The sequence below is a fragment of the Escherichia albertii NBRC 107761 = DSM 17582 genome (assembly GCF_000759775.1).
Lineage (GTDB): Bacteria > Pseudomonadota > Gammaproteobacteria > Enterobacterales > Enterobacteriaceae > Escherichia > Escherichia albertii.
The window spans coordinates 1-14,058 of sequence record NZ_BBMY01000014.1; the positions used below are offsets into that span (position 1 = coordinate 1).

At 51.2% G+C, this 14,058-nt stretch carries 12 protein-coding genes; 4 read left to right on the top strand and 8 right to left on the bottom strand.

Features of this window, described 5'->3' with window-relative positions; genetic code table 11:
* A partial coding sequence (locus EA14781_RS04000; RefSeq protein WP_042335396.1) for a hypothetical protein occupies positions 1-446 on the top strand: 446 nt, incomplete at its 5' end.
* A 137-nt stretch (positions 447-583) separates the two neighbouring features.
* Here the strand turns inward: EA14781_RS04000 and cobB are convergent.
* The 5 genes from cobB to lolC are packed head-to-tail and all read right to left on the bottom strand — an operon-like array spanning position 584 to position 5,497.
* Positions 584-1,405, bottom strand: a complete 822-nt coding sequence (gene cobB / locus EA14781_RS04005) for a Sir2 family NAD+-dependent deacetylase (RefSeq protein WP_000952754.1) — start codon at positions 1,403-1,405, stop codon at positions 584-586.
* Between the two features lie 15 nt (positions 1,406-1,420).
* Complete coding sequence (gene nagK / locus EA14781_RS04010) at positions 1,421-2,332, bottom strand: N-acetylglucosamine kinase (protein WP_000291317.1); 912 nt, start codon at positions 2,330-2,332, stop codon at positions 1,421-1,423.
* A 27-nt stretch (positions 2,333-2,359) separates the two neighbouring features.
* Positions 2,360-3,604: a lipoprotein-releasing ABC transporter permease subunit LolE gene (lolE, locus tag EA14781_RS04015; protein ID WP_001251383.1), complete on the bottom strand. Its 1,245-nt coding sequence runs from the start codon at positions 3,602-3,604 to the stop codon at positions 2,360-2,362.
* A complete protein-coding gene (gene lolD / locus EA14781_RS04020) occupies positions 3,604-4,305 on the bottom strand; it encodes a lipoprotein-releasing ABC transporter ATP-binding protein LolD (protein ID WP_001059715.1) in 702 nt (233 codons plus the stop codon). Before lolD ends, lolE begins: the two co-directional genes overlap by 1 nt.
* A complete protein-coding gene (lolC, locus tag EA14781_RS04025; RefSeq protein WP_000284706.1) occupies positions 4,298-5,497 on the bottom strand; it encodes a lipoprotein-releasing ABC transporter permease subunit LolC in 1,200 nt (399 codons plus the stop codon). The genes lolD and lolC overlap by 8 nt, the downstream gene beginning before the upstream one ends.
* Positions 5,498-5,818: 321 nt before the next feature.
* Between lolC and mfd the strand changes: the two genes are divergently transcribed.
* Both mfd and ldtC read left to right on the top strand, forming a co-directional pair.
* Positions 5,819-9,265 (top strand): transcription-repair coupling factor, encoded by a 3,447-nt coding sequence (gene mfd, locus EA14781_RS04030; protein WP_002461988.1) that lies wholly within the window; start codon positions 5,819-5,821, stop codon positions 9,263-9,265.
* Positions 9,266-9,515: 250 nt separating this feature from the next.
* Entirely contained in the window at positions 9,516-10,478 is a 963-nt protein-coding gene (gene ldtC, locus EA14781_RS04035) for a L,D-transpeptidase LdtC (RefSeq protein ID WP_000594307.1), read from the top strand.
* Positions 10,479-10,559: 81 nt separating this feature from the next.
* Here the strand turns inward: ldtC and bhsA are convergent, their stop codons facing one another.
* Positions 10,560-10,817, bottom strand: a complete 258-nt coding sequence (gene bhsA, locus EA14781_RS04040; protein WP_000800162.1) for a multiple stress resistance protein BhsA — start codon at positions 10,815-10,817, stop codon at positions 10,560-10,562.
* A 239-nt stretch (positions 10,818-11,056) separates the two neighbouring features.
* On the opposite strand from bhsA, the gene comR reads away from it, so the two are divergent.
* A complete protein-coding gene (gene comR, locus EA14781_RS04045) occupies positions 11,057-11,689 on the top strand; it encodes a TetR family copper-responsive transcriptional repressor ComR (RefSeq protein ID WP_000963396.1) in 633 nt (210 codons plus the stop codon).
* A 58-nt stretch (positions 11,690-11,747) separates the two neighbouring features.
* Here comR and EA14781_RS04050 read toward each other — a convergent pair whose 3' ends face one another.
* Together EA14781_RS04050 and ndh are read right to left on the bottom strand one after the other, a co-directional pair.
* A complete protein-coding gene (locus EA14781_RS04050) occupies positions 11,748-12,287 on the bottom strand; it encodes a glycine zipper 2TM domain-containing protein (protein ID WP_002461985.1) in 540 nt (179 codons plus the stop codon).
* Positions 12,288-12,513: 226 nt separating this feature from the next.
* Entirely contained in the window at positions 12,514-13,818 is a 1,305-nt protein-coding gene (gene ndh, locus EA14781_RS04055) for an NADH-quinone dehydrogenase (protein WP_002461983.1), read from the bottom strand.
* Positions 13,819-14,058 lie beyond the last annotated feature (240 nt).

The following is a 14,058-nucleotide window of genomic DNA, read 5'->3' on the forward strand; positions in this document are numbered from 1 at the left end:
CCAGCGGTCTGGACGATAAACATCTCGGCCTTCTGATAGAAAATCACACGCTGGCTTATTTACATGCCGATCTTTGGTATCAAGGAATCAATAATGCGCTAAATATTCTACAAGCACAGATATTAAACCAGCCTACGCCGCCGCTAACGTATTATCCACATTCCGGGCAAAGCCATGAAAATGATCCTCCCGGCAGTACCACAACTTTAGGATTTTTCACCTGGGCCGCTACGTTCATCATCTTTGCTGTCATTTTTAACTACACGACGCGCTTTTATTATGCGTTAAAGTTTGCTGTGGCTATGACTATCGCCAATATGGGTTATCAGTCTTTATGTTTGTACATCGATAATAGCTTTGCAATTACCAGAATATCGCTGCTCTGGGCGGGACTGGTAGGTGTCTGTACGTTTCTTGCCGCGCTGCTATTGACGAGTAAACGGTAAAAGAGGCAGTAAAGTGTGCGTCTATTATGCCGGATGCGACGCGAACGCCTTATCTGGCCCACAAAACCCGCAAATTCAATTAATTGCGTCCCCTTGTAGGCCTGATAAGCGTAGCGCATCAGGCAATGCTTCCTGCTTTATAAGCCCTTCAGCAACGTCTCAACAAACTCCGGCACAACCTGACTCGCCGGGCCGTAATGTTTCTCGGCAAATTCATTACCGACCTGACTCGGTTCAAGATTGAGTTCAACAGTATGCGCGCCATGCAATTTTGCTTCATGGACAAAACCAGCCGCCGGATAAACATGCCCGGACGTGCCAATGGCAATGAAAATATCAGCCATTGATAAAGCCGTATAAATTTCATCCATACCGAGCGGCATTTCGCCAAACCACACGACATGCGGGCGCAGCTGCGCCGGGAACTGACAGCAGTGGCATTTGTCTTCCGGCGTGACGTCACCCGTCCAGTCGAGAACTTGCCCGCTTCGAGTACAACGCACTTTCAACAATTCCCCATGCATATGAATCACATTGGTATTGCCCGCACGTTCATGCAGGTTATCGATATTCTGCGTCACCAGCAAAAAGCGATCGCCGAGAGCTTCTTGCAGTTTTGCCAGCGCAAGATGCGCGGCGTTAGGTTGAATTTCTGGCTGCTGTAACTGACGGCGGCGAGCATTATAGAATGCCTGTACCAGCTCAGGATCGCGATCAAAACCTTCTGGTGTAGCCACATCTTCTACCCGATGTTCTTCCCACAGACCATCTGCGGCGCGAAAGGTACGAATACCTGATTCCGCAGAAATCCCTGCCCCAGTCAGTACGAGTACTCTTGGTTTTTCCATTGCTTCCGACACCACTTTATCTCTGAAAAAAATACGCTGACGCAAACGCTCACGCAGGCGACGTTTATTTTTACGAAAACGACTTAACCGATGACCCCGACGCGACAGCATAACAACCTCTGATGTTTAATCGGTTAGATGTAGGAAGGCAGCACCACGCATTCCTCCCGCATCTCCGTGGCGTGCGCGTTCAATACGCGGGACACGAGCTACAGGTAAGAGATGACGAGGCAACCTTTCCGCCAGTTGCGATGTGATTGCCGGGAAATTGGATAATCCGCCGCCAATGACCACCAAATCTGGGTCAATAATGGTCAGAATATTTCCCAGACAAACCGCTAATAAATCCAGATAACGCTCAACATGCGCCCTTGCCTGCTCATCGCCTTGATCATAAAGCGCAATGATCTCGGGAGCCTGCAACGGTTGATGATAATAGTGTTGATACAGCCACGCAAAGCCACGACCAGACAGATAGTTTTCAATACAGCCATGCTGACCACAGCCGCAGCGGCGTAACGGAAAATCCAGCCCCATCAACGTTAATGCATCAACAGGCAAACGCATATGACCAAACTCACCCGTGATGTAGCTTTTGCCGGTAATCGGTTTCCCGTTGAACACCAGCCCACCACCAACGCCTGTACCAAGAATCAACCCCATCACCAGCGGATATTGGGTAAACTCATCGTCCCAGGCCTCAGAAAGAGCAAAACAGTTGGCATCATTATCCAGACGGACGTCCCGCTCCAGACGTGCGCTCAGGTCGGCACGCAGCGGTTTACCGCTGGCGGCGGGGACATTGGCGGCATACAGCGTGCCATCTTCTGTTTCCGGCATTCCCGGAATGCCGATGCCAACAGAACCTTTACTGCCAAAACGCTGGTCAGCTTCGCTAACCAGCTCACACACTGCATCTAAAAATGCGTCATAGCTGTCACTTGGCGTCGGCACCCGCTTTTCCCACTGCAACTGCCGGGAGCTGTCGAACACGCCCAGCGCAATTTTCGTTCCGCCAATATCAAACCCGTAATACATTGCCGCTCCTTGTTTAATGTACTGCCTTTACTGGCCGCTAAGGACTCGCGCAGGGTCAATATTACTGGCGCGCCGCGCCGGATACCAACTTGCCAAAAGACTCAGCAACAATGCTGTGACCAGTACGTAGAAGACATCCAGCCAGTGTAATTCCGATGGCAGGAAGTCAATAAAATAGATATCGCTGGAAAGGAATTGATGACCAATCAGCTTTTCAATCCAATCAATAATCGAGGTAAGTTTAAGCGAAACCACCACGCCGATAACGACACCGCACAAGCTGCCAAGCAACCCCGCCAGCAATCCATACCAGACGAAAATAGCGCGAATTAAACCGTCTTTCGCGCCCAGCGTTCTTAATACTGCGATATCGCCACTCTTGTCTTTCACCGCCATCACTAAAGTGGAGACGATGTTGAAACACGCTACGCCAATCACTAACACCATTGCCAGATACATAATGGCGCGGATCATCTGGATATCACGATACATGTAGCCGTAAGTACCTATCCAGCTCTTAATATAAACATAGCTGTTGGTCACTTCACCCGCATCGCGTACCAGTTTGTTGGCGTTAAAAACATCTGTCATTTTAAGGGCAATACCTGACACGCTGGAGCCCATATCAAGATATTGCTGGGCATCTGCCAGTGGGATCATGGCAAAACTGTGATCGAGTTGACCGCTCAACTGCAAAATACCAGCAATGTGCAAGCGCACGCGTTTCGGCTGCATCAGTTTATGCTCGGGATTCGAGTTTGGGATCATGATCGATACCCAATCGCCCTGCTTCACTTTCAGCGCATCCGCCACGCCTTTGCCGATGATAATCTGCTGCTCACCGGCTTTAAAATGGTTCCAGGCATCTCCCTGAACAAACGAAGGCAGCGCGCTAAGTTGCTGTTCCTGCTGTGGATCAACACCTTTCACCTGCAGAGCGCGCAGATTCGTACCGCTTTCTACCAGTCCGGTGAAATTGATATATGGCGCAGCGGCGGCAATACCTGGCACTTTCTGCACCTTATCCAGTGCTTCTTGCCAGTTGGTCCACGGCTGGTTAACCGCTTCGATTTCACCATGCGGCACCACCGCCAGAATGCGGTTATTCAGTTCGCGTTCAAAGCCGTTCATCGCACTTAAGCCGACGATCAAAACGGCTACGCCAAGTGCAATGCCAATGGTAGAAATAACGGAGATCAGCGACACCATGCCGCCGCGTCGCCGTCCGCGACTAAAGCGCAGGCCAATTAATAACGATAAAGGCATCGCCATTACTCTGCCCCCATCAGGCTTAGTTCCGCCGTCAGCCGTCCATCACGCATTTCCAGTTGACGGCTCATACGTTTCGCCAGTTGCAGATCGTGCGTCACGACTAAAAAGGCAGTTCCCTGCAAACGATTGAGTTCCCCAAGCAACTGGAAAATACTGTCTGCGTTACGCGCATCAAGGTTGCCAGTCGGTTCATCCGCCAGCACCAGACGCGGGTTATTCACCAGCGCACGAGCAATCGCCACACGTTGACGTTCGCCGCCGGAAAGCTCTGAAGGACGGTGATTCGCGCGATGCTCCAGCCCCACGGCTTTGAGCATTTCCAGCGCTCGGCTGTTGATTTCAGCGGGCTTTTTCTTGCCAATCAGCAGCGGCATAGCCACGTTTTCCAGCGCAGTAAAGTCCGGTAGCAAGTGGTGAAACTGATAAATAAAGCCCAGTTTCTGGTTACGTAGTTCCGCTTTCGCCGCCGACGACAATTTGCTTATTGGCTGACCATTAAAAATGACATCGCCGGAGGTTGGCGTATCCAACCCGCCCAACAAGTGCAGCAAGGTACTTTTACCAGAACCAGAGCTGCCGACGATCGCCATCATTTCACCTTCGCCCACGCTGAAACTGACATTGTGCAGCACATCGGTTTGCACACTGCCTTCCTGATAGCGTTTGCACAGGTTGTCGCATTGCAACAGGATATTATTCATAACGTAAAGCCTCAGCGGGTTGAGTGGCGGCAGCGCGCCAGGAAGGATAAAGCGTAGACAACAGCGCGATAGCCATCGCCACCAGCGCAATCACAATGACCTGCAATGGTTCGATAGCCACCGGCAGCGCCGCGCCATCAAGCAGGACGCCAATTATCGGCATCAGATTATTCAACTGGCTGGCAAGCAGCGCGCCAAGCGCGGCTCCGAGTATTGCACCGATAATTCCGGCGCTGGCTCCCTGAACCATAAAGACCATCATGATTTGTCGCGGAGTTAGGCCTTGCGTTTGCAGGATTGCCACTTCGCCCTGCTTCTCCATCACCATCAGCCCCAGCGATGTAATAATGTTAAAGGCTGCAACGGCGACAATCAGACTCAGCAGCAAGCCCATCATATTTTTTTCCATACGTACGGCCTGGAACAGCTCGCCTTTACGGTCACGCCAGTCCTGCCATTTGCTGCCTTCAGGCAATTTTTGCTGGCTTAAAGAGTCGACTTTCAGCGGCTCATCCAGCCATAAACGCCAGCCGGTAATATTGCCCGCCGGATAACGCATCAGACGCGAGGCATCCTCAATATTCACCAGCATTTCATAGCCGTCGACCTCACTGTTGGCGGCAAAAGTGCCAATCACGTTAAACAGGCGCTGGCTGGGTATACGCCCCATTGGCGTAAACTGGCTGGCGGAAGGGACCATCACACGGATTTGATCTCCGCGATTCACGCCCAGCAGTGAGGCAAGCTGCTCCCCGAGAATGACATTATATTTCCCCGGTTCAAGGTCGGCTTGTTTCACATTGACCAGATAAGGCGTTAAAGGATCTTTTTGCGCAGGATCGATACCCAGCATGACGCCGACTGCCACGCTACGTGCGCTTTGCAGTACCACATCACCAGTGGTTATCGGCGCGACGCGATTTACGCCGTCCAGTTTGACTGCCGTTTCCGGGAGTTGCTGCGGGTTAAGTGAGCCATGCTCAGAAGAGAGAATTGCCTGTGGCATCAGGCCAAGGATGTTGTTTTGCAGCTCGCGCTCAAAGCCATTCATCACTGACAATACTGTGACCAGCGCCATCACTCCGAGGGTGATGCCAATGGTAGAAAGCCAGGAGACGAAACGACCGAAGCGATCCGCTGCACGCCCACGCATGTAACGCAGGCCAATAAATAGAGCGACAGGTTGGTACATGAAATCCGTCTGGTTGCTGTTAGCAAAGACACGAGTATATAAGCGAAAGTGGAATGGGTAAACGTCTGAACTGTAAGTGATCGTCAGGGTTAATCTGAAAAGCAGTCGTAAATCAATTAGCTAGCAAACTGTGTTTTTATCACTTCTCCGGGCTGAACGTTAGCGGAAAAAAGCCAAATATCCGGGTTCCCGCCCCCCTCTCCCCGGCAGGGGCGATTCAATTTGCCAAACCATGTTGATTACGGATAATGAACGGCATTGCTTATAGGAGATATGCCCCCATATGTTGAGGCATATCCTAACGAGAATCTGACAACCGTTATGCCTGAACAATATCGTTATACGCTGCCCGTCAAAGCGGGTGAGCAACGTCTGCTGGGCGAGTTAACCGGCGCTGCCTGCGCGACGCTGGTAGCGGAAATTGCCGAACGTCACGCTGGACCAGTGGTGCTTATTGCGCCAGACATGCAAAATGCCTTGCGTTTGCAAGACGAAATCAGCCAGTTCACCGACCAGATGGTGATGAATCTGGCAGATTGGGAAACTCTCCCCTACGACAGTTTTTCGCCTCATCAGGACATTATCTCCTCACGCCTTTCGACCCTTTACCAGTTGCCATCGATGCAGCGCGGCGTACTGATTGTTCCGGTGAATACGCTTATGCAGCGTGTCTGTCCGCACAGTTTTCTCCACGGTCATGCGCTGGTAATGAAAAAAGGCCAGCGTTTGTCTCGCGACACTCTGCGCGCACAACTGGACAGCGCCGGATATCGCCATGTTGATCAGGTGATGGAACACGGCGAATACGCTACGCGCGGTGCGCTGCTGGATCTCTTCCCGATGGGCAGCGAACTCCCTTATCGTCTTGATTTCTTTGATGACGAAATTGACAGCCTGCGGGTGTTTGACGTCGACAGCCAGCGTACGCTGGAAGAAGTCGAAGCCATCAATCTGTTGCCCGCCCACGAATTCCCGACCGATAAAGCGGCAATTGAACTGTTCCGCAGTCAGTGGCGCGACACCTTCGAAGTGAAGCGTGATCCTGAGCACATTTATCAGCAAGTCAGTAAAGGCACATTGCCTGCCGGAATCGAGTACTGGCAGCCATTGTTCTTCAGCGAACCGCTGCCGCCACTGTTCAGTTATTTCCCTGCAAACACATTGCTGGTAAATACTGGCGATCTGGAAAACAGCGCCGAGCGTTTCCAGGCCGATACGCTGACGCGTTTTGAAAATCGCGGCGTCGATCCAATGCGGCCTCTATTGCCGCCACAATCGCTCTGGTTGCGGGTAGACGAGTTCTTCTCAGAGCTAAAAAACTGGCCCCGCGTGCAGTTGAAAACCGAACATTTACCGGCGAAAGCAGCAAATACCAATTTAGGTTTCCAGAAACTGCCAGATCTGGCCGTTCAGGCGCAACAAAAAGCGCCGCTGGATGCGCTACGTAAATTTCTTGAGTCTTTTGACGGTCCGGTGGTGTTCTCGGTAGAAAGTGAAGGCCGCCGTGAAGCGCTGGGTGAACTGCTCGCCCGAATCAAAATTGCTCCGCAACGCATTATGCGTCTTGATGAAGCCTGCGACCGTGGGCGTTATCTGATGATTGGTGCTGCCGAACATGGTTTTGTCGATACAGTGCGTAATCTGGCGCTGATTTGCGAAAGCGATCTGCTCGGTGAACGCGTTGCCCGTCGCCGCCAGGACTCACGGCGCGCCATCAACCCCGACACACTAATCCGCAACCTCGCGGAACTGCATATTGGCCAGCCGGTGGTCCATCTGGAGCACGGTGTCGGACGCTATGCCGGAATGACCACGCTGGAAGCAGGCGGCATTACTGGCGAGTATCTGATGCTCACCTACGCTAACGACGCCAAATTGTATGTTCCCGTGTCATCGCTACACCTGATTAGCCGTTACGCAGGTGGCGCGGAAGAAAATGCCCCGCTGCATAAACTTGGCGGCGATGCGTGGTCACGCGCGCGGCAGAAAGCGGCGGAAAAAGTGCGTGATGTGGCGGCGGAATTGTTGGATATCTACGCGCAACGCGCCGCCAAAGAGGGCTTCGCGTTTAAACACGATCGTGAGCAGTATCAATTGTTCTGCGACAGCTTCCCGTTTGAAACCACGCCGGATCAGGCGCAAGCCATTAATGCTGTGCTTAGTGACATGTGTCAGCCGCTGGCAATGGATCGTCTGGTGTGCGGCGATGTTGGCTTTGGTAAAACGGAAGTCGCGATGCGCGCCGCTTTCCTGGCGGTGGAAAACCACAAACAAGTGGCGGTGCTGGTGCCTACCACCCTTCTCGCGCAACAGCATTACGATAACTTCCGCGACCGTTTCGCCAACTGGCCGGTACGTATCGAAATGATCTCCCGTTTCCGCAGCGCCAAAGAACAGACGCAAATCCTTACGGAAGTGGCGGAAGGGAAAATCGATATTCTGATCGGTACGCACAAACTGCTGCAAAGCGACGTCAAGTTTAAAGATTTGGGGCTGTTGATTGTCGATGAAGAACACCGCTTCGGGGTGCGTCATAAAGAGCGTATTAAAGCAATGCGCGCGAACGTTGACATCCTGACGCTCACCGCGACGCCAATTCCACGTACGCTGAATATGGCGATGAGTGGAATGCGCGATCTGTCGATTATCGCAACCCCCCCCGCCCGTCGTCTGGCGGTCAAAACGTTTGTCCGCGAATACGACAGTCTGGTGGTCAGAGAAGCTATCCTGCGTGAAATTCTACGCGGGGGGCAGGTTTACTATCTCTACAATGACGTGGAAAACATCCAGAAAGCCGCAGAACGACTGGCGGAACTGGTACCGGAAGCGCGGATAGCCATCGGTCACGGACAGATGCGCGAACGCGAACTGGAACGGGTGATGAATGATTTCCATCATCAGCGTTTCAACGTGCTGGTTTGTACCACGATTATCGAAACCGGGATCGACATCCCAACCGCTAACACCATTATTATTGAACGCGCGGATCACTTCGGTCTGGCACAATTACACCAGTTGCGCGGTCGTGTCGGACGTTCGCATCATCAGGCATATGCATGGCTGCTGACGCCGCATCCAAAAGCGATGACTACCGATGCGCAAAAACGTCTCGAAGCAATTGCCTCGCTGGAAGATCTTGGTGCAGGTTTTGCGCTGGCAACGCACGACCAGGAGATCCGCGGTGCGGGCGAACTGCTTGGCGAAGAACAAAGCGGTTCGATGGAAACCATCGGCTTCTCACTGTATATGGAGTTGCTGGAAAATGCCGTCGATGCGCTGAAAGCCGGACGCGAGCCGTCGCTGGAAGATCTCACCAGCCAGCAAACGGAAGTCGAACTGCGAATGCCGTCGCTGTTGCCGGATGACTTCATCCCTGACGTGAATACGCGTCTGTCGTTCTATAAACGTATTGCCAGTGCCAAAACGGAAAACGAGCTGGAAGAGATCAAAGTCGAACTTATCGATCGCTTCGGCCTGCTGCCGGATCCGGCGCGTACCCTGCTGGATATTGCCCGTCTGCGCCAGCAAGCGCAGAAACTGGGGATCAGGAAGCTGGAAGGTAATGAGAAAGGCGGCGTGATCGAATTTGCCGAGAAGAATCACGTGAATCCAGCCTGGTTAATTGGTCTGTTGCAAAAACAACCGCAGCATTATCGACTTGATGGCCCGACGCGCCTGAAGTTTATTCAGGATTTGAGCGAGCGGAAAACGCGTATCGAATGGGTACGTCAGTTTATGCGAGAGCTGGAAGAGAACGCGATCGCTTGATGGCTAATCGGGGGGCGTTTCGCTAAATTACCTGATGCGCTGCACTTATCAGGCCTACACAGGATGCTCCGTGTGTTGCATTTGTAGGCCGGATAAGGCGTTCATGCCACATCCGGCATGAAATGGCATCTCTGCCTCCCCAACATTTACAAATTCTTTGCACTTCCCTGCACTATCCGACACAGCCTACATTCATAATCCATACTTATCTTTTATTCCAATAACCTGTTATTTTTTATGGATTTTGGTGATGATCAAAATGCGTTTTTCTCGCTGGTTGACGTTTTTTACGCTCGCCGCTGCCATAACGCTGGCGCTACCGGCAAAAGCCAATACCTGGCCGCTGCCGCCAGCGGGCAGTCGTCTGGTTGGCGAAAACAAATTTCATGTGGTGGAAAATGATGGCGGTTCGCTGGAAGCCATCGCCAAAAAATATAACGTCGGTTTTCTGGCGCTGTTGCAGGCTAATCCAGGCGTTGATCCGTATGTGCCTCGTGCGGGTAGCGTATTAACCATTCCATTGCAAACTTTACTGCCTGATGCGCCACGCGAAGGTATTGTTATCAACATTGCGGAATTGCGTCTCTATTACTACCCTCCGGGTAAAAACGCAGTAACTGTATATCCAATTGGCATTGGTCAGTTGGGTGGCGATACGCTTACGCCAACGATGGTAACCACTGTTTCAGACAAGCGCGCTAACCCGACCTGGACGCCTACCGCAAACATCCGCGCCCGTTATAAAGCCCAGGGCATCGAACTTCCAGCAGTGGTTCCGGCGGGGCCAGATAACCCGATGGGCCATCATGCGATTCGTCTGGCGGCCTATGGCGGCGTCTATTTACTGCACGGTACAAACGCCGATTTCGGTATTGGTATGCGAGTAAGTTCTGGCTGTATCCGCCTGCGCGATGATGATATCAAAACACTTTTTAACCAGGTTACCCCTGGCACCAAAGTGAATATTATCAATACGCCAATAAAAGTATCGGCGGAACCAAACGGCGCACGCCTGGTAGAAGTGCATCAGCCTTTATCAGAGAAGATTGATGACGATCCACAATTGCTGCCGATTACGCTCAACAACGCAATGCAGGCATTTAAAGATGCGGCGCAAACTGACGCGGAAGTGATGCAGCATGCGATGGATGTACGCTCCGGGATGCCGGTGGACGTGCGTCGTCATCATCAAGTGAACCAACAAGCGCTGTAAATCCCGAATAAAAAATCCCCGCGACACGGCATGTTACGGGGAAAAAAATCAGCAGTAGCAGGCATTAATGAGGGTTAATGCTTATTTATAAATTACTGCTGTTCCATGGAGGGTATTCGGACCGGTTACAGAAGTAATACGGAAAGATTTTGCGCCCATCTCATCCGCTTTTTGCGCTAACTGCTCTTCCAGCGATCCCAGATTAGTCCCTGCGTTAGCACTAATCGTCCCCACTTTCTGTTGACCTTCTGGTGTAGCCTGAACTTCGACGGCCGCAAAGCTGGCGAATGATATAGCGCTTAAAATAGCAGCAGTGATGAGGGTTTTTACGTTTTTCATAATAGTGGCCTTATGCAGGTGAATGGCGTCGCAAGCAATTACTTAACGATCGATAACTAAATGATAGATGTGATCTGGATCACATACAAGAAGTTTTTTATAACAATCATTAATTAATTTAAAAGACTATAAATTTCATACAAATAGCAAATGATTATTTTTCTGATCACCAGACTGGTGAACGGAGGTGATTATTTTTATAATAACCATTCATTCTCAGCCACAGGTACAACGGCATCATGGCAATTGACTCAACACCTTGTGTAAAAAAAAGTCGTGGCCGCCCAAAAGTGTTCGACAGGGACGCCGCACTTGATAAGGCCATGAAATTGTTCTGGCAACACGGTTATGAAGCGACTTCTCTTGCGGACCTCGTCGAAGCGACCGGAGCCAAAGCGCCGACGCTATACGCGGAATTTACCAACAAAGAGGGGTTATTCCGCGCCGTTCTCGACCGCTATATCGAGCGTTTTGCCGCTAAGCATAAAGCACAGCTGTTTTGTGAAGAGAAAAGCGTGGAGTCTGCGCTGGCTGACTATTTTGCTGCCATCGCCAGCTGTTTTACCAGTAAAGACACCCCGGCTGGCTGCTTTATGATCAACAATTGCACCACGCTCTCTCCAGATTCAGGTGATATCGCCCATACACTAAAATCACGTTATGCCATGCAAGAACGCACCCTGCAGCAGTTTTTACATCAACGGCAGACTCGTGGTGAAATCCCCTCTCACTGTGACGTGGCGCATCTCGCCGAATTTCTTAATTGCATTATTCAGGGAATGTCGATTAGCGCCCGTGAAGGCGCATCGCTGGAAAAACTAATGCAGATTGCTCAGACAACGTTGCGCTTATGGCCAGAGTTGGTGAAGTAGCGTAAAAAAAGCCCCTCAACCTGAGCGAATGAGGGGCTAAATTGCAAAACGCAGCTTTTTATACTTTGTTATTCAGAATTAATTGCCCATTGCCATCCAACGGGATCTGCGTGCCTGGATCATGATCCATGCGGATTTTGCCTTGCTGATCGCCAATCTTGTAAGTTACGTCATAACCGAGCATTTTTTCTGATTTGTCATACACGGTTTTACAACGTTGTTGGGTAGTTGTGTAAGTATCGCTTTCCTGCAGAGATCCCTGAATCTGGTTACCGGCATACCCGCCGCCGAGCGCCCCAACCACCGTAGCAACGTCTCTACCACGACCACCGCCAAACTGATGCCCTATCACCCCGCCAGCTACCGCTCCAAGAACAGAACCGGTAATACGGTTTTCATCCTGTACCGGACGGCGATGGGTCACCGTGACATTACGACATTCCTGGCGCGGCGTTTTAATGGTTTCCTTGATTGGGGTTGCAGAAACAACCTGAGCATATTGCGGACCGCGTTCAAACACATTCAGACTGGCCACCGCTGCTACGCCAAGTGCAGCCGCCACACCAATGCCAATACCCGCCAACATAGATTTATTCACGGGAACACCTCCTTCTTTGCAGTTATGCCAATCATGCAAGCGAAGAGGTGAAACGACCATCAGACAGAAGATGAAAAGCGGGGGAATAACAGGAAAAACCGAGGGATTCAGAGGAGTCTGAAAGGATGCCTGATGCGACACTTACCACGTCTTATCAGGCCTACAGTTAGCACTGTTCCTCAAGGGCGGATAAGGCATTTAAGCCGCATCCGCCAGTGTGCGCCGATTAATGCAGTTTCAGACGCGGACGAATAACGCGGTTGATACTCCCCACCAGCATCATTAATCCGGTTTTAAAGTAGCCATGCAGCGCAATCTGATGCATTCGGTACAGCGAGATGTACACAAAGCGCGCAATACGCCCTTCAATCATCATTGAACCACGCGTCAGGTTACCCATCAGACTACCGACGGTTGAGAAGTTAGACAGTGATACCAGCGATCCATGATCTTTATACTGATAATTTTTCAGCGGTTTACCGCTCATCTGCGCCAGAATATTGTTCATTGCGCAGGTAGCCATCTGGTGCGCAGCCTGAGCGCGCGGCGGGACAAAGCCCCCTTCCGGGCGCGGACATGACGCGCAGTCGCCAATGACATAAATGTCAGGATCGCGCGTAGTCTGTAGCGTTGGTTCCACCACCAGTTGGTTAATACGGTTGGTTTCCAGGCCGCCAATATCTTTCAGGAAATCCGGCGCTTTGATCCCGGCCGCCCACACCATCAGATCGGCCTCAATATATTCGCCGTCTTTAGTGTGCAGGCCGTCTTCATCAGCACTGGTAACCATAGTTTGCGTCAGTACGCGAACGCCCAACTTCGTCAACTCACTGTGAGCCGCAGCAGAAATACGCGGCGGCAACGCTGGTAAAATGCGTTCGCCCGCTTCCACCAGCGTCACATTCAGGGCTTCGTTGGTCAGCCCTTTATAGCCATAGCTGTGCAGTTGTTTCACAGCATTGTGCAACTCAGCAGAAAGTTCCACTCCCGTTGCGCCGCCACCGACAATAGCAATATTTACCTTGCCATTCGCGCCCAGGTTAGCTGAGTACTTGAGGAACAGATTCAGCATCTCCTGATGGAAACGGCGCGCCTGATGCGGGTTATCAAGGAAAATACAGTTCTCTTTTACACCCGGCGTATTGAAATCGTTAGAGGTGCTGCCCAGCGCCATTACCAGCGTGTCGTACGCGATCTTGCGTTCCGGCACCAGTAGCTCGCCTTTTTCGTCGCGCAGCTCAGCAATAGTGATTGTTTTCGCTTCACGATCGATATCAACCACAGAACCTAGCTGGAACTCGAAACCATGATTACGCGCGTGTGCCAGATAGCTCAGCGCATCAACGCCTTCATCGAGCGAGCCAGTCGCTACTTCATGCAGCAACGGTTTCCACAGGTGGCTGTGGTTACGATCGACCAGCGTGATTTTGGCTTTTTTCTTGCGCCCCAACTTATGTCCAAGCTGTGTCGCCATTTCCAGCCCACCAGCACCGCCGCCGACAATCACAATTTTTTTCAATGGCGTAGTCAACGTGACCCCCTTAAATTTATTAACCAATTGTTAAGTAATAGTTATTTATATAGCTCTTAATTAACAACAGGTTACGGCCATGAAAATGTTTTTCGTTGTTGAGAATAACATGAATGGTGCATTGGTCATACCAAAATTGATGTGAATCAAGTTTTGTTGCTGGAAAGATAGGCGATTTTACCGGGTGAGATCAAAAAACAGAGTTCATTGTTTGTTATTTGAGCGAATTTTTGAGAGTGA